The sequence below is a fragment of the Sinomonas sp. P47F7 genome, assembly GCF_049332655.1.
Classification (GTDB): Bacteria; Actinomycetota; Actinomycetes; order Actinomycetales; family Micrococcaceae; genus Sinomonas.
Window position 1 is genome coordinate 4,199,998 of sequence record NZ_CP186327.1, and the last position, 25,890, is coordinate 4,225,887.

Sequence of the window (25,890 nt, forward strand, 5' to 3'; positions counted from 1 at the left end):
AGCCCGAGAGCCCGGAGGCAACCGTGAAAACCGATCGACCCGCGAGCCCAGCCGAACGCGCCGCGCATTGGAACCTCGTGTACGACACGAAGGGGGAGGACGGCGTCAGCTGGTACCAGTCCGTCCCGACCAAGACCCTCGAGCTCTTCGACACGCTCGGCGTGGACCGCGATGCCGCGGTCATCGACGTCGGCGGCGGCGCCTCGGTCGTCGTCGACCATCTGCTCACCCGGGGGTTCAGAGACGTCTCGGTCCTCGACCTCTCCAAGGTCGCGATCGAGCGGGCCTGCGTGCGCCTCGGCGCGGACGCCGAGCGCGTCCACTGGCTGCACCGCGATCTTCTCGGGTGGACGCCGGAGCGGCGCTTCGACGTGTGGCACGACCGCGCCGTGTTCCATTTCCTCGTCGACGACGAGGAGCGCCGCTCCTACGTGCGGACCCTGCGTGCCGGTCTCGCCCCGGGCGCGCACATCATCGTGGCCACGTTCGACGCCGACGGCCCCACCCACTGCTCCGGGCTGCCCGTGGTCCGCTACAGCCCCGCCGACCTCGCCGCGCAGTTCGCGCCGGACTTCGAGCTCGTCGCGTCGCGCCGAGAGGAGCACGTCACGCCGGCCGGCCTCGTCCAGCCGTTCACGTGGGCCGTGCTGAGCGAGCGCGCCTGAGCCCCACCCCGAGCACCACGAGGGCCGCCACGGCCATCGAGACCTTCGCGACGGGCGCACCCGCGTCCGTCCCGACGGTCGCCGTCACGGCCTCGAGCGCGAGCGGCACCGCGAGGAGCTCTGGCCGGCGGCCGAGCACGGCCAGCGGAACGAGCATGAGGGCGTACCACGCGTAGCTCGGGCACGCGATGAGGAGCGTCCAGCCGACGGCCAGCGCCTGGGCCGTCATCGGCTCGAGGACCCGACGCCTGGTCCACACCCAGGCCCACACCGCGAGGACAGCGGCGAGCCCGACGACGAGTGCCGGGAACGGCGGGAGCAGGATGCCGGGGAGGGCGAAGCGGGACTTGTCGCCGGAGGCATAGCCCTCCTCGGAAAGGTAGCCGGGCAGGTACCCGATCACAGCCGGCCCCGAGGCGATCGCGTAGGGAACGTAGGCGGCGACGAACGTGGCAAGCGCCGCAAGACCGAACCGCCAGGGCCTGTTCCGGAGCATTGCGGGGAGGGCCACGGCGGGGATGAGCTTCGTCGCGACGGCAAGCCCGAAGAGCGCCCCCGACGACGCCGCCCTCCTCCCCGCGGACAGCCCGGCCCCGAGGAGGCCCGCCGCGAGGAGGCTCGCGCCGAGCAGGAGTGCGGCCGAGAGGACGTCGACGTGCGCGTTGTTCACGGCCTCGAACAGCACGAGCGGGTTCCACGCCCACGCCGCGGCCCAGGACAGCGGCCGCCCGCTGCGGCGCAGCGCCAGCATGAGGATGAGCGCGACGGCGAGCGCGAGGCCGAGCCCTGCGAACTGGAAGGCGAGCCAGCCGACGCCCGGCGGCAACGGGAGCCTGACCAGGGCGAAATACGCCTCGGCGACGGGCGGGTAGGCCGTCGGCACGTGCGGGCGATTGATGGCCGTGCACAAGGGCGTCCCGCTCGGCACGGACGTGGTCGGAACGCCGCCAGCGGGGAACGCGGCGGCGCACGCGTCCGCCAATGCTGCGGTCGGGCCGGTCGCGAACAGCCAGTCGGGGCGCAGGCCCGCGAGTGCGTCCGCGGCGGGCACGTCGCGGTACGGCGAGATCCCGGCCCTCTGGACGATCCCGTCCCACGCGTAGCGGGCCGAGTCGTTGCTCGTGAGCGGCGGCGCGGCCAGCGCGGACGCACCCGCGCCGAGGAGACCGAGGACGACGGCGGCGATCACCCAGCGCTCCGAGGCGCCGCGACGCTCGGCGGACCGCAGCAGGAGCCACGCGCCGGCTGCCGCGACCGAGCACAGCCCCGTCCCGACGAGGACGTGCACCGGGCCGCCGCCGCGCACGGTCACCGTCCACCACACCGCGGCCGAGAGCGCCGCGAGCGCCAGCACAACGCCCGCGAGCGCAGTCGCGGCGCGGGCCGTCACGCGCGCGGACGCCCAGCTCCCGGCGATCCGGGGCGCGGCCTCTCGGCTCATGGGACCGGCTCCTCGGCGCCGAGCACGCGCCCCACGACGGCAGCGAGACCGGTCCCGGCCATCGCAGCCGCGACGACGGCGGCGTCCGCGGCCGTGTCGACGTCGCGCAGCTGCGGGAGGAGGCCGATTGTGAGCCCGGCACGGCGGAGCCGGTCGAGCTGCCGCGATCCGGTGTCGGGCCGCGACATGGGCACGCCGCGAATCAGCCGGCCGTCCGGGCGCGCGAGCGCGAGGGCCCAGAATCCGCCGTCCTCCGCAGGCCCGAACCACGCGTCGGCGGGGCCGCGCGAGCCCGGGGCCCAGTCCTCGAAGAGGGCGGAGAGATGGTCCCGAGCGAGCTGCGGCGTATCCATGCCGAGCACGAGGAGCGGCCCGTCGACGGCATCGCACAGAGCGCCGAGCCGCGTGTCGAGGCCGCCGGAGGGCTGGGCGAGCACGTCGAAGCCGGCGGTGCCGACGGCGCTCGGGTCACCGTCGAAGAAGAGCAGACGACGGCGCGCGGGCAGCGAGCGGACCGCGTCGAGGGTCGCCGCGAGGCTCAGCGACGCGACGAGCGCGGCCTCCTCGGGCGAGAACTGTGGGGAGAGGCGGGTCTTGACGCGTCCGGGCACGCACTCCTTGGCGACCACCGCGATCGTGAGGCCGGTCTCGGGGGCCCGCCGCGCGCCGTCGTCCGCGAGCCTGCCGCGCGCCGCGCGCTCGGCGAGGTGCCCCGCCATGTCCCGGACCGCCGTCACGGTGCCTCGGAGCGTTCCTGTGACCTTCGAGCGGCCGACGCGCGGCGCGTAGCCGACCGGGAGCTCGGCGATGCGCCACCCGGACTCAGCCGCGCGGAGCACCATTTCGAGCGGGTAGCCGCTGCGGCGGTCGCGGAGCCCGAGGCCCCGGAGCGCCTCGGTGCGCGCCGCCCGCATCGGGCCCAGATCGCTCACGGGCACGCCGAACCCGAGCCGCAGCGCCCCCGCGAGGGCTGCGTTCGCAAGCCGCGCGTGGAGCGGCCAGGCCCCGCGCTCGGGGCGGCGGGCACCGAGGACGAGGTCGGCGTCGCCCGTTTCGAGCGGTTCGAGGAGGGCCGGAAGCTCGGCGGGATCGAGGGAGCCGTCAGCGTCGCACACGGCGACGAAGGGGGCGCTCGCGCGCTCGAGGCCCGCGTGGACCGCGGCGCCGAATCCGCGGCGGGGCTCGACGACGACGCTCGCGCCGAGCCGGGCCGCGAGCTCACCCGATCCGTCCGAGGACCCGTTGTCGACGACGATCGCCCGCCAGCCCGCGGGAACCCGGCCGAGCACCCACGGAAGCGCCTCGCGCTCGTCGAGGCAGGGGAAGACGACCTCGGCCCGGATCTCGTTCACATGACCGACGCTAGGGCCAAGTCCGAGCCCGGGCGCCGGCAGAACCTTACGGAACGCGGAACGATCGCGAGCGGGCGGCTCCGGCCGGTTCCGGGCGGCCAGAGAAGGCCTATCCTGCGAGGGTGAGCGCAGACCGGACCGAGGGCGGCTTGCTCGGCAACCCACTGGGGAATCGCAGGATCCTCGTCGTCGAGGACGAGCTGACCCTGTGCGACGTCGTGCGCGGCTATCTCGCCCAAGCGGGGTTCCAGGTCGACGTCGCCCACGATGCGTTCACAGCCATGCACCTCGCCGCGACCCGCGAGCCGGACCTCATCCTCATGGACCGTCTGATCCCCGGCCTCGACGGCGCGGAGGTCTGCCGGCGGCTGCGCACCACGACGGACGTCCCGCTCATCATGCTCACGGCCCTCGGCACCGAGGACGACCGGATCGTGGGGCTCGAGGCGGGCGCCGACGACTACATCACCAAGCCCTTCTCGCCGCGCGAACTCGTGCTGAGGGTCGAATCCGTGCTCCGGCGCAGCCTCCGGGCCTTCGACCCCGAGCCGCCCGTCGAGGGCGGCGGCGTCTGGCTCGACCCCGGATCGCGCACCGCACGGCTCGGCGACGCGCCTCTGGGGCTCACCCTCCGCGAGTTCGACCTCCTCGCCTTCTTCCTCCGGCATCCCGGCCAGGCCTTCAGCCGCGAGGACCTCATCAAGGCCGTGTGGGGCTGGTCCTTCGGGGACCTCTCGACCGTGACCGTGCACGTTCGCCGGCTCCGCGAGAAGATCGAGCCGGATCCCAAGCATCCGCGGCTCCTCACCACCGTGTGGGGCGTCGGGTACCGCTTCGACGGAGCCGAAGGCATCGAGAAGGCCGGAACGCTGTAATGCAGGCGCCGGGCCTCCTCGAAACCCTCGCCTGGCTGCTCGCGTGGGCGGCGGGCATCACCGCGCTGAGCATCGGCCTCCAGCGGCTCGCGCGGCGGGCACCGTTCTGGGTCCAGCTCGTCATCGTCGTAGCCGCGACGGTGGGCGTCTTCGTCGCCGGGGTCGTCAATGCGTTCAACGCGATGGCCATCGCCGAGAGCGACCTCTGGGCCGTGTGGATCATCCTCGCGGCGGCGGGAGCCGTCGCCATCGCGATGTCACTCGTCCTCGGCTTCCGGCTCTCGCGCTCGACGTCGAAGCTCATCTCCGACGCCGCGCGGATCGGCCGCGGCGAGGTCCTCGGCGGAGACCTGCCGCCCGCCGCGAGGCCAGCCGGAAGCTCCGAACTCGCGGCGCTCGCGGACGAGCTCGCGCGGACCAGCCGCAGGCTCGAGGAGTCCCGCGCCCGCGAGGCCGCCATCGAAGCGGCGCGGCGTGAGCTCGTCGCGTGGATCTCCCACGATCTGCGCACCCCGCTCGCGGCGGTCCGGGCCATGGCAGAGGCGCTCGAGGACGGCGTGGCCACGGACGCCTCCGACTACCACCGGCGCATGATCGCCGAAACGGACCACATGGCCGTCATGGTCAACGACCTCCTCGAGCTCTCGACGCTCGAGGCCGGGACCCTCACGCTCCGCGTCGAACCGCTCGAGCTCTACGATCTCGCGAGCGACGTCATGGCCGAGCTCACACCGCTCGCCGCGCAGCGCGGGATCTCCCTGAACGGCGGCGAATCGTCGGGGTGCCGCGTCCTGGCCGACGCGCGGACGGCGAGCAGGGCCCTGCGCAACGTCGTGCTCAACGCCATCATGTACAGCGTCGCGGGGGGCACGGTGACGGTCGGCCTCGGGCCGGGCTCCGCGCCGGACGGGTCCCGCGAGGCGCTCGTGTGGGTCCAGGACACGTGCGGCGGGATCGCCGAGGAGGACCTCCCGCACCTCTTCGCGCCCGGGTGGCGGAAGTCGGAGTCGCGAGGGAGGGCCGTCGGCCACAGCCGCGCCGGTTTCCTCTACGCGGGCGCCGGGGTGGGGCTGAGCGTCGTGGCAGGCATCGTCCATGCGCACGGCGGGCGCGTGACGGTCGAGAACCGCGACGGCGGCTGCCGCTTCACGCTGGCCTTCCCCGCCGACGACCGACCGTAGGTCAGGGCGCGGTGAGGGTGAGGTCGATGAGCGCCTGGCCGACCCACTCCTCGTAGCGGTCGGGGGTCCACCCGCGGTCGAAGACGAGCTGGCCGTAATGGTCGGGGCCGAGCATCGTCCAGGCGATCGCGACCGCCTCGTCGACTGACAGATCCGGGCGGCGACGTCCGCTGCGTTCCAGGACAGGGGCGAGGGCACGCATCCGCTCGTGCCGGCTGTGCTGGATGCGGGTGTAGTGGGCGGTGAGCCGGGGATCGCCGGACACCATGGTGAAGCGAATCAGATCGGCGCACGGTTCGAAGATCTGCCGGTGCAGCCGCGTCATGGTGCGCAGCCACTCCTCCGGGTCCTCCAGCCCGGCCGCCTCCTCCATCCGTGCGATCAGGGGCGGAATGTGCGGGAAGCTCGCATCGACCATGGCTTCGGCGAGGCGGAGCTTGTTCCCGAACACCGCGTAGAGCGTCTGCGGGGCCACACGCGCCTCGCGAGCGATGTCCTCCATGGTCACGCTGCTGTAAGTCCCGCTGGTCAGGAGCCCGCGGGCAGCCGAGAGGATCCGCTGCTTGGTCTGCTCGGCCTGCTCCCGGCGCAGGCTGGTGTCGTACGCCCGTCGGACGGGCTCTTGATCGGCCATCGTCACCAGAGTATCATCCTATTCATTAGATGCGGACTCCATTCAATGCGTGCCGCGAGGCCGTTCGCGGCGGACAGGAGTCGCGCGATCAGACGCGGGAGGCAGCCATGGACGGAGAATTCAGCCACACCTATTCGGCATTCATCAGGGCGAACCCGGACCAGGTCTGGAAGGCACTGACGGACCCGGCACAGACCGTGCAGTACTTCCCCTACTCCGCGGCGCGCAGCGACTGGCAGGCCGGCTCGGCCTGCACTTACGCCGCCGCGGACGGGAGCATCGGAGCGGAGGGCACCGTCGTCCAGGCCAATCCGCCGCACCGGCTCGTTCAGACGATTCATGTCAACGCTTTCCGCGGGTATTCGGGCCATCCCGAGTTCACCCTGACCTGGGACATCGAACAATTCGGCGAGGCGACCAAGCTCACCGTCACCCACACCGGACCCGACACGATCAGCGAATTTCTACTCATCGCCACCAGCCACTGCCCGCACACCGTGTCCGGAGTAAAAACGTTGCTGGAGACTGGAACGCCACTACGCATCAGCGACCCAGCGCTGGCCAGGTAGACGGGAAACAGATCGAGCTCTCCCACCGCCTCAAACCGTTTGGCGCCCCCGACCTTCTGCGACCCCCTGCCGCCCGCTGACCGTGCGGCGTAGCATGAGCGGCACGCGTCGGCCCAAGGTGCCCTAGGCGGAAAGGCGGCGGCCATGGCACGGCCACTCGCAATGGCCTCATCGGCAGCGCTCGCCGCGGCCGCGCTCACGATTCGGGCCGCGGGTCGCCTCTCTCCCGGGCTCGGCGCTGCGGCCGCCCTTCCCCTGTTCATGAATACGCGCCCGCGGATGCGGATGAGGCCGTCCGACGCCCCGACGATGCTCACGGCGCGGCGCAGCACCGTGCCGGTCCCTGGCCTCCACGGCCGCGGAGGGGAAGCCGTCGCCTACGCCTGGGGGCCCACCGATTCCCCGGTCCTGCTCGTGCACGGCTGGGGCGGCAGGGCCGCGCAGTACGCTCCCTTGGTTCAGGCGTTTCACGACGCCGGGATCGGCGCCGTCGCTTTCGACGCCCCGGCACACGGCGAATCGCCGGGGCGCGGCACCTACATCGTCGACTTCCACGCGGCAATCGCCGAGCTCGCGCGCCGACACGGGCCGTTCCGCGCCGCCGTGGGACACTCCTTCGGCGCGTTTGCGACGCTCATCGCCGTGGCCGATGGCCTCGAGACATCGCGCGTCGCGGCCATCTCGTCCACCACCGACACCGCCTTCATGATCTCCTCCTTCGCGCGAGGAGTGGGCCTCGCGCCCGCGGCGGCCGAGGCGCTCCGCGACCGCTTCGCCCGGCACATCCTGCCCCGAGAGCCGCGCGTGTTCGAGCGGTACAACGCGGTAGACCGGGCCTTCCCCGAGGACGTGCCGTGCCTGTTCGTCCACGACACGGCAGATCCCATCGTGCCGCTCGCCGAGGCCGAGAGGATTTTCGAGGCCCGCAAGCCGAACGCACGCCTCGTGACCACGACGGGCCTGGGGCACTACCGGACTGTCTCGGCGCCCGCCGTGGTCGAGGCGGTCACCGCGTTCATCGCGGACGGCACGCCCGGGCCATCCGCTCGGCCCTGACGCAGGCCCTCAGCGAGGGCGCCCATCCCCTCCTCGAAGCCGATGCGCGGGCGCCAGCCGAGCTCGTCGGCGATCCGGGCCGAGCTCGCCGTGATGTGCCGGACGTCCCCGGCGCGGAAGCGGCCGGTCACCACGGGGCCCGGGGCGCCCGCGCCCCGGGCGAGGACCTCGGCGACATCGAGTATGGTCTGCACGGCGGGGCCTCCCACGTTGAAGGCACGGAACGCCGGTCCAGGCACTCGACCCACCGCGTGCCGCGCCGCGAGCACGGTGGCCTCGGCGACGTCGTCGACGTGCACGAAGCTCCGGCGCTGCCGCCCGTCCTCGAACACCTGCGGGGCCTCGCCGCGCGCGGCGGAAGAGGCGAAGAGCGCCGCGACGCCCGCATAGGGCGTGTTGCGAGGCAGTCCTGGTCCGTAGACGTTGTGGTACCGGAGCGCGACGGCGGTGCCCCCGCCCGAGCGGGCCCACGCCGCGACGAGGTGCTCCTGCGCGAGCTTGCTGAGCGCGTAGACGCTGCGAGGATCCGTCGGCGCGTCCTCGGTGGTGAGCGCTGGGAGGAGGACGGCGCCGTCGTCCGGATCGCGCGGTTCGAAGAGGCCCGCTGCAAGGTCCGCCTCCCGCCGCGGTGCGGGCCTCACGCTCCGGCCCGTTACCGGGTGAACGTACGTCCCGTCGCCGTACACGACCATGGACGAGGCGAGCACGAGGCCGCGGATCCCGTGGCGTGGGAGCGCGGGCACGAGCTGGGCCGTCGCGAGCACATTCGTGCTCACATACGACGGCGCGTCCCCGATTCCCTGCTCGAGCCCCACCTTCGCGGCGAGGTGGCAGACGACGTCGACTCCCCCGAGCGCCGCATCGAGGACCCCCGCGTCGGCGACGTCGCCGCGGAAGGACCGGACGCCGTCGTCCGCTTCTTCTTCACGCTCGGGGCGCGCCGCGAGGTCGAGGACGCGGACCTCCCAGCCGTCTGCGAGCGCCGCGCGCACGACCGCCGAGCCGATGAATCCCGCCCCGCCCGTGACGAGGAGCCTCATCTCTGGGCCCCTCGCGATGTCGCGGACGGAACTGTCATGACGGCCCGGACAGCGGATTCGGGGAGGAGCCTGCGCGGCTCGTAGTCGCCCGGGACGCTCCGGGCCGCCTCGGTGAGGACGCGCTCGAAGACCTTGCCGGCCTCGCCCAGGCGCGCCCACACGGCCTCGGCGGTCACGGCCTCGGCGGCGTGCTCGCCCGCGTCGGAGTCCGTGACGAACGCGAGGGCCGCGTAGCCCATCCCGAGCTCGGCCGCGAGGACGGCCTCGGGGTACTGCGTCATCCCGACGACGTGCGCGCCGGCCTGGGCGAGCCAGCGGGATTCGGCGCGGGTTGAGAAGCGCGGGCCGTTGATGACCGCCATCGTCGCCGCGGGCCGGTACGGAAGCGCGCGGTCCATCGCCGCCGCGAGGACCCGCCTCAGGTCCGGGCAGTACGGGTCCGCGGCGGGGAGGTGCTGGACGCCGGCAGCCGAGCCCGGACCGTCGCTGTCGCTGTCGCCGTCGCCGTCGAAGAACGTGTCGCGGCGCCCCCACGTCCGGTCGATGAACTGGTCAGGGATCACGTACGATCCCGGAGCGAGCTCGGGAACCAGGCCCCCGCACGCCGCGGACGCGAAGACGGCCGAGACGCCGAGGCGCTTGAGCGCCCACAGGTTGGCCCGGTAGTTGACCGCCTGGGGCGCGACCGTGTGGCCGCGGCCGTGCCGGGCGAGGAACGCGATCGTCGTGCCGCCCGAGTCGACGAGCGAGATCGCGCCCGACGTGGGTCCGTACGGGGTGGGGATTTCGACTTCCTCTGCCCCGCCTCCGAGCTGGTACAGGCCGGAGCCGCCGACGATCGCGACACGGGCCGCTGCGTTGATGCCTTCCACAGTCCCATCGTGTCGGGTGCCCGCGCTCGGCTGGCGGCGCTCGCCTTACGATTCCGTGACAGTTCGCGGCCCGCCGTGTGAGACAGTGAAGCGTGCCTGAGATCCTGCCGTACCGCTACCTGTTCGGGCCCGGGCCGGGCAACGCCTACCCCGAGGTCATGGCCGCGCTGTCGCATCCGGTGATCGGGCATCTGGACCCGGCGTTCATCGACCGCCTGGACCGCGTTTCGGAGGGGCTCCGCGCCGTGTGGGGCACGCGGAACGCGCGCACGTGGCCGCTCAGCGCTACGGGATCGGGCGGGATGGAGGCCGCGCTCGTCAACATGGTCTCGGACGGGGACGTGGCCGTGATCGCGGTCAACGGGATGTTCGGCGAGCGCCTGTGCGAGATCGCCCGGCGCTGCGGGGCGGAGGTGGTCCGCGTGGACCACGCGTGGGGCCAGCCGGTCGACGTCGACCGCGTGCTGTCCGCGCACCCGCACCCCAAAGTCATCGCCGCCGTGCACGCGGAGACGTCCACGGGCGTTCGCTCGGACATCGCCGCGCTCGGAGCTGCGAAGGGCGACGCGCTCCTGCTCGTCGACGCCGTGACGTCGATCGGCGGCCTCGAGCTGCGCGCCGACGAATGGGGCATCGACATCGGCTACGCCGGGACGCAGAAGTGCCTCGGGGTCCCGCCCGGGCTTTCGCCGTTCACGGTCTCGGAGCGCGCGTTCGAGCGCCGCGTCGCCGATCCCCGCTCCTGGTACTTCGACATCGGGCTCCTCGGCGGGTACGTCGGCGCGGCCGAGGGCCACACCCGCACGTACCACCACACCGCGCCCGTGACGATGGTCGCGGGGCTTGAGGCCGGCCTCGACCGGATCCTCGCGGAGGGGCTCGAGAACGTGTGGGCGCGGCACGAGGCGGCGGGCGCGGAGCTGCGGGACGGGCTCGAGGCGATGGGCCTCGAGCTCTTCGCCGCGGAGGGCCACCGCTTGCCCAGCCTCACGACCGTCAAGGTGCCCGAGGGCGTCTACTCCGCCCGCGTGCGCCAGCTCCTCCTCGAGCGGTACAGCATCGAGATCGGCGCGGGCGTCGGGGAGTTCGCGAGCACGGTGTGGCGGATCGGCCTCATGGGGCCGAACGCGAGCCCCGCCTCGGTGACGCTCATCCTCGGCGCGCTCGAGGAAGCGATCGCGGCGGTCCGCTAGGCGGGTCCGGCGGCGGGGCCAGCCGACGACGGCGGGGGCGCGGCCGCCGTCGTCCGCGCACCCCCGAAGGTGCGGCGCGTGAGCTAGGCCCCGGCGGCGTGTCCGTTCCCGACCTTCTTTGGCCGCCGAAACCGGCCCGAAACGGCATGTCGCGCTGCGACACGCCGAACAAGCCGTCGAGTCAAGGTCGGGAACGGACGGCGGACGACGGCGGGGGCAGCCGGCGGCGGTCCGCTAGGCGCGTTCGACGGCGGGACTTGCCGACGACGGCGGGCGCACCCGCCGTCGTCCGCGCGCCCCGAACGTGCGGCGTGAGCGCTAGGCGCCTGCTAGGTCGAGAGTGTGCGCCGAGAGGTCGCGCTTCGTGGCGAGGTAGCGCGCGTTTGCCTCGGAGAGGTGCACGCCTGTGGGCACGCGCTCGCTGACCTCGATGCCGAGCGCCGCGAGCTGGCTCGCCTTGTCCGGGTTGTTGCTGAGCAGGCGGATGCGCCCGACCCCGACCGAGTGCAGCATCTGCGCGGCGGCGCGGTAGTCGCGCTCGTCCTCGCCATGCCCCAGCGCAACGTTCGCGGCGTACGTGTCGAGGCCCTCGTCCTGGAGGGCGTACGCATCGAGCTTCTCGTAGAGGCCGATCCCCCGCCCCTCCTGCCTCAGGTAGAGGAGGAACCCACCGGCGTCCGTGATCCGCTCGACCGCCTCGCGCAGCTGCGGGCCGCAGTCGCAGCGCTCCGAGCCGAGCACGTCGCCCGTGAGGCATTCGCTGTGCGGGCGCACGAGCGGCGGCTCGCCCCCCGCCTGCCCGCGTTCGATGGCGCCGGCCCAGTCGCCGAGGCCCAACAGGAGGTGCTCGCGCCCGTCAGCGAGCCCATGGAACGTGAAAACGGCCGCGGTCGCCGCATAGCCGTCCGCGAACCGGAGCGGCACCTGAACCCGCGTGCGCACGTGCGCCCGAAGAGGCCGAATGGGCTGGCTGTCTCGCATGCGGACTCCTTGCTGAAACGGGCGCGGGACGCTCGTCAACCGCGGCGGACGTCTAAAATAACGTATCACGGTTTTGCATTTCGCCCTCCAGGGGCATCGCCAGGCCTGTCCGTTCGTGCTCAGATAGGGGTTCTTGCCCCGGCGTGCCGCTAGCCGACGCGCCGGGGCGGTCCGGGTTTCACCTGCCTAACTGAGCAGGAAGGGACACCACCCGGCCAAAGGTGGACGGCGGCCTCGAGAGTGACCACCTGACTCGGCGGCCCGCGCTCACGCTGACCAATCCGCGCCTGCATTCCCGCCGTTGGGCCATTGTGCGGAGCTCTCTCGAGTGCCACCTTTGAGGCACTCCTTGGGCCTCGCGAAGAAGGGCGATGAGCGACGATGGTCAACGGCTTCGACCACCTCCAATCACGGTGCCGGGGGCGCGTGGTTGCCCCCGGCGATCCGGACTACGAGTCGCTCCGCGCCGTGTGGAACGGCTCGATCCAGCGGCGCCCCGCCGCGATCCTGCAGTGCGCCGGGATCGCGGACGTCCTCGCCGGGGTCCGCTTCGCCGCGGACCGCGAATTGCCGCTCGCCGTCCGGGCCGGAGGGCACAACATCGCGGGGCTCGGAACGTGTGACGGCGGGCTCGTCCTCGATCTGCGGGCGCTCCAGGGCGTCAGGATCGATCCGCGCACCAGGAGAGCGCGCGTCCAGACGGGCATCACGTGGGGCACGTTCGACCACGAGGCCCAGGCGTTCGGGCTCGCGACGACGGGCGGCATCATGTCGACGACCGGCGTGGCCGGCTTCACGCTCGGGGGCGGAGTCGGGTGGCTCGTGCGGCGGCACGGCTCGGCGTCGGACAATCTGCGCTCGGTGGACCTCGTCACGGCAGACGGCGAGCTCACGGTCGTCGACGGCGAGAGCGAACCCGAGCTCCTGTGGGCCCTGCGCGGGGGTGGCGGGAACTTCGGCGTCGCGACCTCGCTCGAGTTCGAGCTGCACGACGTGGGGCCGGAGGTCGTCGCGGGATCAGTGGTCTATCCGCTCGAGCAGGCCGCGGAGGTGCTCGAGGCCTGGGCCGCCGCCCTTCCGTCGCTGCCTGACGACGCCATGACCATCGCCACGCTGCGGACGGCTCCCCAGGATCCGCCCTTCCCCGAGCAGCTCTGGGGCCTCCCGGTGCTGTCCGTCAGCATGATGTGGCTCGGCGCCCGCGAGGAAGCCGACGCCGCGCTCGCTCCCCTGCGAACCCTGGGCCGGCCCGCGGTGGACGCCGTCGGGCCGAAGCAGTACACCGCCGTCCAGAAAGCGCAGGACCCCTACTGGTCCCCCGGCGCGCTGAACTATTGGAAGGCCGACTACCTCAGGGGCCTGGACCGAGAGGCGATCGCGACGCTCGTCGACGCCGCGGCGCAGTTCTCCTCGCCGGCGTCGGACATCAAGCTCGCCGCGCTCGGGGGAGCGCTCGCGCGCGTGCCCGAGGACACGAGCGCGTACGGCCACCGCGACGCGGCGATCCTGCTCAACATCAACACGCGCTGGAACGAACCCACCGCCGAGTCGACGCACATCGAGTGGACGCGCGAGCTGTGGGGCGAGCTGCATCGGCTCGCCGTCGGCGTGTACGTCAACTTCCTCGGCGACGAGGGCGGCGGGCGCATCGTTCAGGCGTACGGCGAGGACAAGTACCGCCGCCTCGTCGAGGTCAAGCGGCGCTGGGACCCCCAGAATCTCTTCCGGATCAACCAGAACATCCCGCCGGGTGGGGACGCGTGGACCGGCGGCGAAGCGTTCCCCAGAACTCACACCACCGTAACGGCGCGGAAACGGCGGGAATCTAGCGTGTAGAGGCATACCCTTCGATCGAGGAGGCGGCATGCAGACCCACCCGAAGCTGATCATCCGCAGAACGTCCTGGTCCAACCCCGTGGGCCGGGACCTCCGCGCCGCGCAGCAGTCCGAGCTCGACGCGCGGTACGGCCACGGCGAGCACGAGCCCGGCGAACCGCCGACCGCCGCGGACATGGCGGTTTTCCTCATCGCGTACGAGCGCGCGACCGGCCAGCCCTTGGGCTGCGGCGGCCTCCGCCGGCTCGACGCCAAGACGGCTGAGGTCAAGCGGGTCTACGTGCTTCCCTACGCCCGGGGGTCCGGGGTCGCAAGCTCGATCCTGCTCGCGCTCGAGGCCGAGGCCCACGAGGCCGGGATCACGCTCGTCATGGCTGAGGCCGGCTCCGCCCAGCCCGACGGCAAGATGTTCTACGAGGCCGCCGGCTACCGCGAGGTCCCCAACTTCGGCCCCTACCAAGAGGTCGACGAGTCCATCTGCTACGCGAAGCCGATCATGGCGCCGGTGCGGGTCCACGCGGTGGCGAGCTGACCCAAGCGTTGGCACTCGGCGCCGGGAGGCCTCGCAGCGGGACGAGCGCGTGCCAGGGTGACGCGAGCTCGTAGGCGTGGGCGAGGGAGAGGAGCCCCGCATCCGAGAAGGCCGGCCCCATGAGGTGCAGGCCCACGGGCTGGCCGTCGGCGAGACCGCAGGGCACGCTGACGGCCGGAAGCCCGGTCACGTTGGCTGGCGAGAGCATGCGGAGCGCGGACGCGAGCGAATCCTCGCCCGCCTTCCCCGTCAGTTCGCGGGACATGAGGGCGGCCTGCGGCGCGATCGCCGGGAGCGTCGGCGAGGCCAGCGCGCCGATGCCGGTCCGCGCGAAGACCCGGACGAGCGACGTCCGCAGCTGAGATCGGACGGCCTGGGCAAGCCTCACGTCCTCGGCGGTGACCAGCGCGCCCGTCTCGATCATGATTCGCGTCGCGGGGAGATACCGAGCGGCGCCGCGGCGAAGCCGCTCCCGGTGGTGATGGGCCGCCTCCGAGAGTGAGATCGCGAGGCTCGCGGGAAGCGCCAGGTCGAGCTCGGGGAGGCTCACGTCCACGATCTCGACGCCGAGCCCGCTCAGAACGGCCAGGGCCTCCTCCACGAGCCCCGCCACGTTCGCCGCGACGCCCCAGTCTGCCCACAGCGAGCGGTCGACGCCTACCCGGCGCGTCGCGCGGTCCACGGCGCGGACCGCCTTGAGCCCGCCCCAGCGCTCGGCCGAGGCATCCTCGACCATGCCGTCGAGGAGGGCGGCGCACCATCAGCGCCGTGCCGCCCAGCGCCGGTACGCGCTGGGCGCGAGCACCACGAGCACGCCGACCATGGCGCCGATCGCCGTGTCGATGAAGCGGTCGTGGACGAGGGCCGCCGGATCTGTGTGCGCCACGAGGAGCGTCGAAAGGAGCGCGAGCGGCGTCACGCACACCTGCGCGAGGAAGTACTGCCGCGCGATGAGCATCTCCGCACCGAACTGGCACGCCGCGATGATCACGACCATGACCCAGGGCGCGGGCCGCAGCGCGGCGATCCCCGCGAGGAGCACAAGGCCGACCACGGTGCCCAGCACACGCTGCAGCCCGCGGTTCACGCGGTGCCGGGTCGAATGCCCCACGAGCGGTACCACGGCGGCGACCATCGCCCAGTAGTTGTGCCCGAAGCCAAGCGCGTGGCCGACGGCGGTCGCCGCGACGCCTGCGATGGCCGGGGCCACGAGGTAGCCGATCGACTCGAGCCACAGAACCCGACGCTCCTCCGAGCCGAGGCGCACGCGCCACGCGGCGCGCAGACCGGACCACGTGAGCGGGGTGCGGCGGGCCGGGTGCAGGCGCGAGGCGACGCCGATCGCGAGGCACAGGACCGCGGTCGCGGCGGAGGCCACGAGGGCGTCGCCGAGCGGCGGCTGCTGCGGGAGCGAGGAGATGGACGCAAACGCGAAGATATAGAACAGCGAGCCCGCGGGCCGCAGCCGCCAACGCCCCACCATGACAGTGCAGAGCCATGCGACGAGCGTCGTGCCGGCCACGATCTCCCACGGATTGAGCACGCCGCCGGGGCTCATCCGGGCCGAGAACGTCGCGGCGAGGATGACCGCGAGCATGAGCAGCGCGGCGTGCGTCTGCGTCACCAGCCGGACGCGATGCGGCTCGTTGCGGCCGTAGATCCCCGTGAACGCGGCGAAGCTCGCGAAGATCGCGAGGTCGAGCCGGTTGACGAGGGTGAGCGTGAGCAGCGGCACGAACACTCCGGCCGCCGCGCGGATCGCGGCGTGGTGGTCGTTCTTCGCGGGGCCGATGCCCAGCATCAGCTCGCGGAGCAAGCGGCCGACGACGGCGAGCGGCCCACCCGGGCGGGTCCCGCCGTCGTACGCGTGCACTCCTGAGGTGCCTGAGGTCTGCGCGCCCGTCATTCGGCGGCGGCGAGCTGGCCGCACGCGCCGTCGATCTCTTTGCCGCGCGTGTCGCGCAGTGTCGTGGGGACGCCGGCCGCGCGGAGCACGTCGACGAACTCGTCCTGGACCTCGGGCTCGGACGCTGTCCAGATAGACCCCGGCGTCGGGTTGAGCGGGATCGGGTTGACGTGGACCCAGCCGCGGCCGCGCTGGTTGAGCTTCTTCGCAAGGAGCGACGCGCGCCAGGCGTGGTCGTTCATGTCCTTGATGAGCGCGTACTCGATGCTCACGCGGCGGCCGGTCTTGCGGAAGTAGTCGTACGCGGCGTCGATGGCCTCGTCGACCTTCCAGCGGTTGTTGACGGGGATGAGCTCGTCACGGAGCTCGTCGTCCGGGGCGTGCAGGGAGAGCGCGAACGTGACGGGCACGTTCTCCTCGGCGAGCTTGCGGATCGCGGGGACGAGGCCCACGGTCGAGACCGTGATGTTGCGGGCCGACATGCCGAGGCCCTCCGGCGAGGGGTCCACGAAGCGGTGCACGGCGGCCATGACGCGCTTATAGTTCGCGAGGGGCTCGCCCATCCCCATGAACACGATGTTGGTGACCCGCTCGTCGGGGTGCTCGGTCTGGCCAAGCTCCCCCGCCGCAATGACGCGGTTCGCGGCCACGACCTGGTCCACGATCTCCGCGGCAGACATGTTGCGCGTGAGGCCCGCCTGGCCCGTCGCGCAGAACGGGCAGTTCATGCCGCAGCCCGCCTGCGACGAGACGCACAGCGTGATGCGGCCCGGGTAGCGCATGAGCACGGACTCGACGAGCGCGCCGTCGAAGAGGCGCCACAGGAACTTGATGGTGTTGCCGTCGTCGGTGCGGAGGCGGCGGACCTCGGTGAGGAGCGGCGGGAACATCGCCTCGACGAGCTCTTCCCGGCCCGACTTCGGGAGGTCGCTCATGCGCTCCGGATCCGTGGTCCAGTGCTGGAAGTAGTGCGTGCTGAGCTGCTTCGCGCGGAAGGGCTGGAGGCCGAGCTCCTTGAGCTTCTCGGCGCGCTCCGCGAGCGTGAGGTCCGCGAGGTGCACCGGCGGCTGCTTGACGCGCGGGGACGCGAACTGGAGCAGCGGGCGGCCCTCGGCCGTGCGCTGCTGCTCCCAGCCCTCCGTCGCGGGCCGCACCTGGGGGCGGGAGTCGCCGTCGGCGGGGGGCACGGGGCTGTCCGGGGTTCGCGTGGGGGAAGTCATCCCGCCCATCATCCCACGCCGGTTTTCGCATTCCCCAATCGGGCGACTATGATTCGGCTCTCCCCCGCCCTGCCATCTCACCCGAGACAATCAGGCGGGGGTGCCGCCTCGCTGGCTGGTCACGCCGCTCGTGCCGATCGCGCCCAGCGCTCCGTTTGCGCCGTTTGAGCCCGCTCCCCCGCCCGCCTGGTCGAGGTAGAGCCGCGCGTAGGCGCCGCCCGCCGCGAGGAGCTCCGCATGGGAGCCGTGCTCGACGATCCGCCCGCGGTCCACGACGTAGATGACGTCGGCGCCGACCACGGTCGAGAGCCGGTGGGCGATCGCGATCGTCGTGCGCCCGTGGGCCGCGGTGTCGAGGGCCTTCTGGACGACGCGCTCGGAGATGGTGTCGAGCGAGCTCGTGGCCTCGTCCAGCACGAGCACCTCGGGATCCTTGAGCAGCACGCGCGCGATCGCAATGCGCTGCTTCTCGCCGCCGGAAAGCCGGTAGCCGCGCTCGCCGACCACGGTGTCGTAGCCGTCCGGGAAGGAGACGATCGTCTCGTGGATGTTGGCCGCACGCGCGGCGGCCTCGAGCTCCTCCTGCGTCGCGTCGGCCTTCGCGTAGCGCAGGTTCTCGGCGATCGTCGCGTGGAAGAGGTACGTCTCCTGGCTCACGATCCCGATGTGGCTCACGAGAGATTCATGCTCGATCTCGCGCACGTCCCGCCCCGCGAACCGCACCGACCCCTCGCTCGCTTCGTAGAACCGGGGAATGAGGTAGGAGACCGTGGTCTTGCCGGCGCCGCTCGGCCCCACGAACGCGGCGAACTGGCCCGGCTCGACCCGGAACGAGACGTCGTTGAGCGTGGCCCGGTCCTCGCCGCGCGAGTCCGGGTAGCTGAACGTCACGCGATCGAACTCGACCTCGCCGAGGCGGTCTGCGGCGGCCGGCAGCGGCTCCGCGGACGGCCCGTCGGTAATCGCGGGGCTCAGGTCGAGGTACTCGAAGATGCGCGCGAACAGGGCCCCGGACGTCTGGAGGTCGAGCGCCACGCGCATGATCGCGATGAGCGGGAACAGGAGCCGCGCCTGGACCGTGGTGAACGCGACGATCGTGCCGGCCGTGACGCCGTGGGCGCCGCCCGAAAGCAGCCACCCGGCCACGAGGTACACGATCGCGGGGATCGACGAGAGGAAGATGCTCACGAGCGCAAAGAAATACTGGCCGCTCATGGCCTGCCGCACCTGAAGCCGCACGAGGTTCCGGTTCTCCGCCGAGTACCTCTCGATCTCGTCGGGCTGACGGTTGAAGCTCTTCGACAGGAGGATCCCGGACACGCTGAGCGACTCCTGGGTGATCGCCGTCATGTCGGAGAGCGATTCCTGGGTCTTGGTGGCGATCCGCGCGCGCACTTGGCCCACGCGGCGCTGCGCGATCACGAGGAACGGCATGAGGACAACGGCGATGACGGTCAGCTGCCAGTTGAGCGCGATCATCGCGACGAACGCCGCAATGACCGTGACGATATTCCCGACGACGCCGGAGACCGTGTTGGAGAGCACGCCCGCCACGCCGCCCACGTCGTTCTGGAGGCGGGACTGGATCACGCCGGTCTTGGTGCGCGTGAAGAAGCTCAGCTCCATGGACTGCAGGTGGCTGAACAGACGCACGCGCAGCGCGCCCATGACCGCGTTCCCCACGGTCGAGGTGAGGTACGTCTGCCACACACCGAGCAGCGCCGAAATCACGTAGACGCCGACCATGAGGGACACGAGCTCACCGAGCCGCGGAAGGTCGGGATGGCCCCCGGGAGGGAACAGGCCGTCGTCGAACGTGCGCTGGGTGAGCAGCGGCGGGGCCACGGAAAGCGCGGCCCCGACGAGCACGAGCACAACGGTGAGAGAGAGCGCCCCGCGATGCGGCGTGAACAGCTCCGCGATGCGGCGGAGCAGGTGCGGGATGCGGGGCGCCTCCGCGTTGAGCTTCTTCTGCAGCGCGACGTCGCCGCCCGAAACGCGACCGCCGCGTCCGACGGCGGGGGGTCGCCCGGGTGCCATCTGGGACATTGGCCTCCTTAGGAGTACGGCCTTCTCTGCAATGATCCCGCTACTCGGCGAGGATGAGGTACAGGGCCTTGCGGGCGTCGTCGAGAGCGGCGGCGGCCTTGGTGCGCTGCTCGTCCGTCGCGGCGAAGCGGAACTGGTGGAGCACGCCCATGAACTTCTTGGCGCTCTCCACAAACGCGTCCGAGGCCTCGCTTGCGCCGGGGGCGGCGTCCCACGCCTTCTGGAGTTCCTCGGCGTGGTCGGCGACGTACGCGCGGCCCGTCTCGGTGAGCGTGAACTCGGTGCGCTTGCCCTCGCCGGTCTGCTCGACGAGTTCCTCGTCGACGAGCTGCTGGAGCGTCGGGTAGACCGAGCCGGGGCTCGGGCGCCACATGCCGTTCGTGCGCTCGTTCGCGGCCTGGATGATGCCGTAGCCCGTGTTCGGGCTCTCGGACAGGAGCGAGAGGATCATCGCACGGATGTCCCCTCGGCTGGCCCGGCGCCCGCCGCGCGGACCGAAGCCCGGCGGGAAGTCACGGCCCGGCCCGAAACCCGGCCCGAAGCCGCGGCCGAATCCGCGCCCGAAGCCGCCAGGGCCGAAGCCTCCGGGGCTGCCGGAACCGAAGCCGTGCCCGTCGTGGTGGTGCTGATGCTCGTGATGGTCTGGATGGGGATGCATCGTGTTTCTCCTTGAGTAGGGCGATACACCGATATGGCACCGATGTATCTCGATGCCTCAACGATATATCGTTAATGTTCGGAGAACAAGCCCTCTTCGAAAACCCCTAGCCCGTGACCCGGTGACGGCTCACGATCGAGACGCGGTTGAACGTGTTCATGGTGGCCGCGGCCCAGCACAGGGCCGAATAGGCTTCGTCTCCCAGCGCGAAGCGGGCGGACTCGAGCGAGGCGACCCGTTCGTCGTCGTCCGGGAGCAGGGTGACCGCCTCCGCGATGGTGAGCGCGGCCTCTTCGGTCTCGCTGAAGATTGACGTCTCGCGCCATGCAGGTAGAACGCGCAGCTTGACCGCCGCTGTTCCCGCCTCCTCGGCGGCACGCACGTGGAGGTCAAGGCAATACGCGCACCCGTTGATCTGGGAGATGCGCACATTGGCGAGTTCGACGACGTCGCGCGGCACGCCCGCCGCCTCCGTCGCCTCGCGCACGGCGGTGGCGAGGGAATTGAGGGCCTTCCACGAGCCGGGATCGGCCTTGTCGAGGTAGAAGGACGGGACGGGACTCGAGTGGCTCATAGGGGCATCCTTTCACCCGATTCCGGCGTGTCCGTTCCTGCCCTTCTTGCGCCGCCCAATCCGCCGGCAGTCGGCGTGGTGCCCGGCAACGCACCGACTGCGCTCCCCCAAGATGGGCAGGAGCGGACGACCGGCCGGCTACTTGCCCTGCCACCCCGTGTAGCACTCGGCGATGTAGGCGCGGCCGTGCTCGGACTCGAGGAGCGAGCGCAGCTCCCCGAGCTGGCGGGCGCGGAAGAACGCGTGGTTCGGCTCGTCCGGCACAGTGTGGAGGAGCGCGGTCATCCAGTAGGAGAAGTACTGCGCCTTCCACACGCGGTCGAGCGCGCGGTCGGAGTACGTGTCGATGAGCGCGGTCGAGCCCGACTTGAAATAGGCGTCGAGGCTCTCGAACAGGAGCTTGACGTCGTGGAGGGCGAGGTTGAGGCCCTTCGCGCCGGTGGGCGGGACGGTGTGGGCGGCGTCGCCCGCGAGGAAGAGGTTCCCGTACCGCATGGGCGTGTGCACGAACGAGCGGAACGGAAGGACCACCTTGTCGATGATCGGGCCCTCCTTGAGGGCGAAGCCGTTGCCGTTGACCCGGAGGCGCAGCTGCTCCCAGATCTGCTCCTCGCTCCAGTCCGCAGGGTTCGTTGTCGGGTCGCACTGGAAGTACATGCGCTGCATCGTGTCGGTGCGCTGGCTGATGAGCGCGAAGCCGTGGGCCGAGTTCGCGTAGATGAGCTCAGGCGAGCTGCGCGGCGCCTCGGCGAGGATGCCGAACCACGCGAACGGGTACTCGTTGAAGTACCAGGTCCGCTCGGCCTCGGGGATCTGGAAGCGGCAGTGCGAGCGCGAGCCGTCCGCGCCCACAAGGATCTCCGCGCGGAGTTCCCAGTCCTGGCCGTCGGCATCGGTGAAATGCACCTTGGGCTGGCCCGTGAGGTCGAAGACCTGGGTGTCGGAGCACGAGTAGCGGACGTCGCCGCCGTCGGCCTCGCGCTGGGCGGAGAGATCGTCGAAGACATCGTTCTGCGGGTAGAGCCACACTGAATTCCCGGTCAGGCCCTTGAAGTCGATGCGGTGGCCCTCGCCGTTGACGCGGAACTCCGTGCCCTCGTGCTCGTGGCCGTTGCGCAGCACGTTGTCCACGCCCGAGCCCACGAGCAGGTCCACGGAGCCGGCCTCGAGGATCCCGGCGCGGATGGTGTGGGAGATGTCTCGGCGGCTGCGGATCTCCACGACCGTACTCTCGATCCCGGCCTGATGCAGCAGGTGGGACAGCATGAGGCCCGCCGGCCCGGCACCCATGATGGCCACCTGGGTGGTGTGAATCTTGCGTTCGCTCATCTCAAAACTCGCCTTCCGCTGCCGGCGGCCCTCCGTTGGGCCGCTCCGGACGTCACTTCGAGTGTGCGTCGAATCACGACGACGGCGTGAGATGCTTTCCGTTGAACGGAAGCGACTCAGGCCGGCGCGCCAAGCTGCCGCCCGATGCCGCGCGCCGCCGTCCGGAGCGCGGGAACCAGCTGATGAATGCGCACCTCGTCGAGGGGAACGACGACGCCGATCGCCGCCACCGTGCGCCGCTGGCGGTCCTCGATGGGCACGGCGATGCCCCACGTGTCCGGATCGACCACGCCCGCGAGCTCGGCATAACCGCGCTCGGCCGCGGTCGCCAGCAGGCGGCGAACGTGGTCCGGGGTCACGCGGCCCGTCGGGTCGCGGAAGCTCGCGAGATAGGCGTTCTGCACGGAGCGCGGCTGGCCGGACATGAGCGCGATGCCGGCCGACGAGACGTGCACGGGCATGCGGCCCGCCACCTTCGCGCGGTTCGCCACGGATCCGCGGCGGGAGAGACGCTCGACGAACAGGACGTCGTCGCCCTGAAGGACGGCGAGATTCACGTTCTGGTTGAGGACCTGGTGGATGTCGTCCATGAACGGGAGGGCGGCCTGGCGGAGCAGGAGCGTGGGCGAGTTGCGGTTCACGAGCTCCCACAGGCGCAGGCCGAGCTGGACCTTCCCGCCCGGCGCCTGCTCGAGGAGCCGGTGCTCGGCGAGCTGGCTCACGAGCCGATGGGCGCTCGTGAGCGGGAGCCCCGCGCGCTGGGCGAGCTCGCCGAGCGGGAGGGAACTCACGCCCTCCGGAAACGCCTCGAGGACGCGGACCACGCGGTCCACGACCGAATCGCCGGAGTTTGAGTTGGCCACGACGCCTCCCTGCTGGTTCCACCATTGGCTCCTCCATCATTCCATTCAACGGAAACCAGGATTCCGGGCAGATTGGCCGGGGTGATACACCTCTCACATCCGTTCCACTTCCCGGAGGTTTCCCGTGACAGCGTCGTCCCCCTCCCCCGCCCGCACTCAGGCGGCCTTGCCCACTCGACCCGGCCCCGCGCCGGTCTGGCTCTGCTGGCTCGCCATGGTCCTCGACGGCTTCGACCTCGTGGTCCTCGGCGCCATCATCCCCACCCTGCTCAAGTCCAAGGACCTCGGCTTCGACCCCGTGGGCGCGACGTTCGCCGCCACGATCTCGCTCGTGGGCGTAGGCCTCGGCGCCCTCTTCATCGCACCGCTATCGGACAAGTTCGGACGCCGAAGGCTGCTCGTCGCGTGCGTCGCGTGGTTTTCGGTCTTCACGATCGCGGTCGTCATCGCGCCCAATGTCGCCGTCTTCAGCGCGTTCCGGCTGCTCGCGGGCCTCGGCCTCGGGGCGTGCCTGCCCGTCGCTCTCGCCTTCATGAACGACCACTCACCCGCGAGATCCCGCGCCCGCGCCACCACGCGCACCATGACCGGGTACCACGTGGGCGCCGTCGTGACCTCGCTCCTCGCGCTCGCCCTCGTCCCCAACTGGCGGGCGATGTTCATCGTGGGCGGCCTCGCCGGCCTCATCCTCGTGCCCTTCCTCTGGCTCAGGCTGCCCGAGTCAGGCGCCCACGCGGCCGTCCCCCCGAGCGCGGCGGAAGGCGCGACTGACGACGGCGGCGCCCACGCGCCGTCGTCCGCCTCCTCGGGTGGCAAGAGCCTCGGGTTCCGCGCGCTCCTGCGCAAGCCGTACCCGCTCGCGGCGGTGGGCATCGCGCTCGCGTCGTTCATGGGACTCCTGCTCGTGTACGGCCTCAACACGTGGCTCCCCACGCTCATGGCCAGCGCGGGTTATTCGATGGGCTCGTCGCTCACGCTCCTGTTCGTGCTCAACATCGGCGCCGTCGCGGGGCTCGTGCTGGCCGGGCGGCTCGCGGACCGGCACGGCGCCAAGCCTGTGGTGCTGCTGTGGTTCGGGCTCTCGGCCGTGTTCCTCGGCTTCTTGAGCATTCGGCTGCAGAACGAGCTCCTCCTCGACGCTGCGGTCTTCGTGACGGGAGTCTTCGTGTTCAGCTCGCAGGTCCTCGTGTACGCGTGGGTCAGCCAGCTGTTCCCGCGGCACCTCACGGGCACGGCCCTCGGCTTCTCGGCTGGCGTGGGCCGCGTCGGCGCGATCCTCGGCCCGGCGGTGACCGGCGCGCTCGTGGCCGCCAACGCGGCCTACCCGTGGGGGTTCTACCTGTTCGCCGCGGCAGCCCTCGTGGCGGTCGCTGCGCTCGTTTTCGTGCCTCGGGCGGTTGCGCAGGCCGCGCCGAGCCGCGAGGACGTGTAGCGGGCGGACCGTCCGGAACGCCATAGGCTTGGAGCACCGACGGAAGGACGCCCATGCCCGCGCACATCATCCGCTTCGCCGAGCTGCCCCGCACCGCCTGGCGCAACGGCGGCGGCACGACCGTCGAGATCGCGCGAGGGCCGGAATCCACGGGCAACGACTGGGGATGGCGGCTCAGCCTCGCCGATATCGAGCGGGCGGGAGACTTCTCCTCGTTCGAGGGCATGGAGCGCGTCCTCACGGTGGTCGAGGGCGAGCTCCTCGTGCTAACGGTGGGCGGGCGCGAGCAGGGCCTCGAGCGTTTCCGGCCCTTCAGGTTCGACGGCGGCGCCCCTGCGAGCGCGGTGCTCCCCACCGGCTCGATCCGCGACCTCGGCCTCATCACGCGCCGCGGCGCCTTCACGGGCCACGTCACCATCCTCGAGCTCTCGAAGAAGCGCGCCCACCCGCTGTTCCCCGGGCAGCTCGGCGTGCTCCTTCAGGGGGAGGCCGCGGTCGACGGCGGCGAGCCCCTCGCGCGCTACGACACCGTGGTTGGCTCCGAGGAGAATCCCGCGGTCCTCGGGCGGGGCTTCCTCGCGGTGGTCAGCGTGGACGCCGCGGGGGCTGGCGGCAAGGACGCCGGCCAGATGTACCCGGCCATCAGGTTGGTCGCAGTCGGCTGATCGGGGGTTTTCCTCCGAGTGCGCTGTGGCAGCGTTCAGTGTTGTAGTGCTCGAGCCATGGCGCAAGGGCGGCTGTTCGTTGGTCATTGCTGGTGTAGGCCCGGCGGTAGGCCCACTCGGCGGCGAGGGTACGGTTCAGCCTTTCGGCCTTGCCGTTCTGCCAGGGGCAGTGGGGCCTGATGAACTTCTGGATGATGCCGTGCTCGGCGCACGGCGCCCGCAGGGAGTACCGGTAGGCCCACGCGTTGTCGGTCATCAGTCGCTCGATCCGGGTGATCCCGTGGGCGGCGAAGTAAGCGATCGCGCGTTCGAGGAAGCCCGCGCAGCTGGGGCCCTTCTCGTCGGGCAGGATCTCGCTGTAGGCGAGACGGGAGTGGTCATCGACCAGCGAGTGGACGTAGTCGTAGCCGATCGGGGCCTTCTTGTGCTTGTGGTCCACGGTCGCCTCCCTGCCCAGCGCCCGCCAGCCCCCGCCGTCGGGGATGCGGCCGATCTTCTTCACGTCCATGTGCACCAGCTCGCCGGGCCGCTGCCGTTCGTAGCGGACCGCGGTCTGCTTCGATGAACGGATCACCTCACCGGTCATCGGATCGCACTGGCGCAGGTACGGCACGCCGTGGCGGCGCAGGATGCGTGAGACCGTCCGGGCGGGGACCCCGACCTTGGGCCCGAGCACGTCGGGGCCCTCGCGGTGCTCGGCGCGGGCAGCCAGCACTCTCTGCTCGACCTCCCCGCCGGTCCTGGTCGGCATCGTGTGCGGCCGCGACGAGCGTGTGGCCAGGCCTGCCTCGCCTTCGGCGGCATAGCGGTCGATCCAGGTCTTCACGCACTTCCGGGACACACCCATCGCAGCGGCGATGTGGGCCTGCGCCCAGCCCGCCTGATGACGTTCGACGATCAACCGGCGACCATGGACGGTCAGCCGGGCACTACCGTGGGACATGAGAACCTCCGAGTCGGAGTGGGC

General features: G+C 71.6%; 25 protein-coding genes. 10 read left to right on the forward strand and 15 right to left on the reverse strand.

The genetic code is table 11. The features are described 5' to 3' along the window. Positions 1 to 23 precede the first annotated feature (23 nt). Complete coding sequence (locus tag ACOKR1_RS19605; RefSeq protein WP_422934556.1) at positions 24 to 665, forward strand: class I SAM-dependent methyltransferase; 642 nt, start codon at positions 24 to 26, stop codon at positions 663 to 665. Here the strand turns inward: ACOKR1_RS19605 and ACOKR1_RS19610 are convergent. Both ACOKR1_RS19610 and ACOKR1_RS19615 read right to left on the reverse strand, forming a co-directional pair. Further along, the gene (locus ACOKR1_RS19610) at positions 634 to 2,106 is read right to left on the reverse strand and encodes a glycosyltransferase family 87 protein (protein ID WP_422934557.1); all 1,473 of its coding nucleotides are present in this window, start codon (positions 2,104 to 2,106) and stop codon (positions 634 to 636) included. The two genes, ACOKR1_RS19605 and ACOKR1_RS19610, sit on opposite strands and share 32 nt — an antisense overlap. Further along, positions 2,103 to 3,458 carry a DUF2064 domain-containing protein gene (locus ACOKR1_RS19615; protein WP_422934558.1) on the reverse strand — a complete coding sequence of 452 codons (1,356 nt, stop codon included), beginning with the start codon at positions 3,456 to 3,458 and terminating at the stop codon, positions 2,103 to 2,105. The genes ACOKR1_RS19610 and ACOKR1_RS19615 overlap by 4 nt, the downstream gene beginning before the upstream one ends. Positions 3,459 to 3,580: 122 nt before the next feature. On the opposite strand from ACOKR1_RS19615, the gene ACOKR1_RS19620 reads away from it, so the two are divergent. Both ACOKR1_RS19620 and ACOKR1_RS19625 read left to right on the forward strand, forming a co-directional pair. Further along, positions 3,581 to 4,333 (forward strand): response regulator transcription factor, encoded by a 753-nt coding sequence (locus tag ACOKR1_RS19620; RefSeq protein ID WP_422934559.1) that lies wholly within the window; start codon positions 3,581 to 3,583, stop codon positions 4,331 to 4,333. Beyond that, on the forward strand, positions 4,333 to 5,514 hold the full coding sequence (locus tag ACOKR1_RS19625; protein WP_422934560.1) for a sensor histidine kinase: 1,182 nt from the start codon (positions 4,333 to 4,335) through the stop codon (positions 5,512 to 5,514). The genes ACOKR1_RS19620 and ACOKR1_RS19625 overlap by 1 nt, the downstream gene beginning before the upstream one ends. A 1-nt stretch (position 5,515) precedes the next feature. Here ACOKR1_RS19625 and ACOKR1_RS19630 read toward each other — a convergent pair whose 3' ends face one another. Beyond that, entirely contained in the window at positions 5,516 to 6,148 is a 633-nt protein-coding gene (locus ACOKR1_RS19630; protein ID WP_422934561.1) for a TetR/AcrR family transcriptional regulator, read from the reverse strand. A gap of 107 nt (positions 6,149 to 6,255) precedes the next feature. Between ACOKR1_RS19630 and ACOKR1_RS19635 the strand changes: the two genes are divergently transcribed. Both ACOKR1_RS19635 and ACOKR1_RS19640 read left to right on the forward strand, forming a co-directional pair. Beyond that, a complete protein-coding gene (locus tag ACOKR1_RS19635; RefSeq protein ID WP_422934562.1) occupies positions 6,256 to 6,717 on the forward strand; it encodes an SRPBCC domain-containing protein in 462 nt (153 codons plus the stop codon). 144 nt (positions 6,718 to 6,861) lie between these two features. Next, positions 6,862 to 7,773, forward strand: coding sequence for an alpha/beta hydrolase (locus ACOKR1_RS19640; RefSeq protein ID WP_422934563.1), 912 nt, complete (start codon positions 6,862 to 6,864; stop codon positions 7,771 to 7,773). Here the strand turns inward: ACOKR1_RS19640 and ACOKR1_RS19645 are convergent. Both ACOKR1_RS19645 and ACOKR1_RS19650 read right to left on the reverse strand, forming a co-directional pair. Next, positions 7,686 to 8,813 carry an NAD-dependent epimerase/dehydratase family protein gene (locus tag ACOKR1_RS19645; protein WP_422934564.1) on the reverse strand — a complete coding sequence of 376 codons (1,128 nt, stop codon included), beginning with the start codon at positions 8,811 to 8,813 and terminating at the stop codon, positions 7,686 to 7,688. The genes ACOKR1_RS19640 and ACOKR1_RS19645 overlap by 88 nt on opposite strands. Continuing rightward, on the reverse strand, positions 8,810 to 9,685 hold the full coding sequence (locus ACOKR1_RS19650) for an MTAP family purine nucleoside phosphorylase (protein ID WP_422934565.1): 876 nt from the start codon (positions 9,683 to 9,685) through the stop codon (positions 8,810 to 8,812). The genes ACOKR1_RS19645 and ACOKR1_RS19650 overlap by 4 nt, the downstream gene beginning before the upstream one ends. Before the next feature lie 92 nt (positions 9,686 to 9,777). On the opposite strand from ACOKR1_RS19650, the gene ACOKR1_RS19655 reads away from it, so the two are divergent. After that, positions 9,778 to 10,878: a pyridoxal-phosphate-dependent aminotransferase family protein gene (locus ACOKR1_RS19655; RefSeq protein ID WP_422934566.1), complete on the forward strand. Its 1,101-nt coding sequence runs from the start codon at positions 9,778 to 9,780 to the stop codon at positions 10,876 to 10,878. A gap of 318 nt (positions 10,879 to 11,196) precedes the next feature. Here the strand turns inward: ACOKR1_RS19655 and ACOKR1_RS19660 are convergent, their stop codons facing one another. Next, complete coding sequence (locus tag ACOKR1_RS19660; RefSeq protein ID WP_422934567.1) at positions 11,197 to 11,859, reverse strand: GTP cyclohydrolase II; 663 nt, start codon at positions 11,857 to 11,859, stop codon at positions 11,197 to 11,199. A 381-nt stretch (positions 11,860 to 12,240) separates the two neighbouring features. On the opposite strand from ACOKR1_RS19660, the gene ACOKR1_RS19665 reads away from it, so the two are divergent. Both ACOKR1_RS19665 and ACOKR1_RS19670 read left to right on the forward strand, forming a co-directional pair. Next, on the forward strand, positions 12,241 to 13,695 hold the full coding sequence (locus ACOKR1_RS19665) for an FAD-binding oxidoreductase (RefSeq protein WP_422934568.1): 1,455 nt from the start codon (positions 12,241 to 12,243) through the stop codon (positions 13,693 to 13,695). A gap of 28 nt (positions 13,696 to 13,723) precedes the next feature. Next, positions 13,724 to 14,227, forward strand: a complete 504-nt coding sequence (locus ACOKR1_RS19670) for a GNAT family N-acetyltransferase (RefSeq protein ID WP_422934569.1) — start codon at positions 13,724 to 13,726, stop codon at positions 14,225 to 14,227. On the opposite strand, the gene ACOKR1_RS19675 is transcribed toward ACOKR1_RS19670, so the two are convergent. The 8 genes from ACOKR1_RS19675 to ACOKR1_RS19710 all read right to left on the reverse strand — a co-directional run bounded on the left by ACOKR1_RS19675 (position 14,190) and on the right by ACOKR1_RS19710 (position 22,826). After that, positions 14,190 to 14,963, reverse strand: a complete 774-nt coding sequence (locus ACOKR1_RS19675; RefSeq protein ID WP_422934570.1) for an amidase family protein — start codon at positions 14,961 to 14,963, stop codon at positions 14,190 to 14,192. The genes ACOKR1_RS19670 and ACOKR1_RS19675 overlap by 38 nt on opposite strands. A 24-nt stretch (positions 14,964 to 14,987) precedes the next feature. Beyond that, a complete protein-coding gene (locus ACOKR1_RS19680; protein ID WP_422934571.1) occupies positions 14,988 to 16,133 on the reverse strand; it encodes an FUSC family protein in 1,146 nt (381 codons plus the stop codon). Then, positions 16,130 to 17,353 (reverse strand): 23S rRNA (adenine(2503)-C(2))-methyltransferase RlmN, encoded by a 1,224-nt coding sequence (gene rlmN / locus ACOKR1_RS19685; RefSeq protein WP_422934572.1) that lies wholly within the window; start codon positions 17,351 to 17,353, stop codon positions 16,130 to 16,132. The genes ACOKR1_RS19680 and rlmN overlap by 4 nt, the downstream gene beginning before the upstream one ends. Before the next feature lie 90 nt (positions 17,354 to 17,443). Continuing rightward, positions 17,444 to 19,402 (reverse strand): ABC transporter ATP-binding protein, encoded by a 1,959-nt coding sequence (locus ACOKR1_RS19690; RefSeq protein WP_422934573.1) that lies wholly within the window; start codon positions 19,400 to 19,402, stop codon positions 17,444 to 17,446. Positions 19,403 to 19,442: 40 nt separating this feature from the next. Then, complete coding sequence (locus tag ACOKR1_RS19695) at positions 19,443 to 20,060, reverse strand: PadR family transcriptional regulator (RefSeq protein ID WP_422934574.1); 618 nt, start codon at positions 20,058 to 20,060, stop codon at positions 19,443 to 19,445. A gap of 106 nt (positions 20,061 to 20,166) precedes the next feature. After that, positions 20,167 to 20,634, reverse strand: a complete 468-nt coding sequence (locus ACOKR1_RS19700; protein ID WP_422934575.1) for a carboxymuconolactone decarboxylase family protein — start codon at positions 20,632 to 20,634, stop codon at positions 20,167 to 20,169. Between the two features lie 138 nt (positions 20,635 to 20,772). Then, positions 20,773 to 21,963: a 4-hydroxybenzoate 3-monooxygenase gene (locus ACOKR1_RS19705; RefSeq protein ID WP_422934576.1), complete on the reverse strand. Its 1,191-nt coding sequence runs from the start codon at positions 21,961 to 21,963 to the stop codon at positions 20,773 to 20,775. Positions 21,964 to 22,079: 116 nt separating this feature from the next. Continuing rightward, positions 22,080 to 22,826, reverse strand: coding sequence for an IclR family transcriptional regulator (locus ACOKR1_RS19710; RefSeq protein WP_422934577.1), 747 nt, complete (start codon positions 22,824 to 22,826; stop codon positions 22,080 to 22,082). Between the two features lie 214 nt (positions 22,827 to 23,040). Here ACOKR1_RS19710 and ACOKR1_RS19715 point away from each other — a divergent pair, with 214 nt between their 5' ends. Beyond that, complete coding sequence (locus ACOKR1_RS19715; RefSeq protein WP_422936694.1) at positions 23,041 to 24,258, forward strand: MFS transporter; 1,218 nt, start codon at positions 23,041 to 23,043, stop codon at positions 24,256 to 24,258. Positions 24,259 to 24,311: 53 nt separating this feature from the next. Further along, the gene (locus ACOKR1_RS19720) at positions 24,312 to 24,923 is read left to right on the forward strand and encodes a HutD family protein (protein ID WP_422934578.1); all 612 of its coding nucleotides are present in this window, start codon (positions 24,312 to 24,314) and stop codon (positions 24,921 to 24,923) included. Here the strand turns inward: ACOKR1_RS19720 and ACOKR1_RS19725 are convergent. Beyond that, positions 24,901 to 25,866: an IS481 family transposase gene (locus ACOKR1_RS19725; RefSeq protein ID WP_422934579.1), complete on the reverse strand. Its 966-nt coding sequence runs from the start codon at positions 25,864 to 25,866 to the stop codon at positions 24,901 to 24,903. The two genes, ACOKR1_RS19720 and ACOKR1_RS19725, sit on opposite strands and share 23 nt — an antisense overlap. Positions 25,867 to 25,890 lie beyond the last annotated feature (24 nt).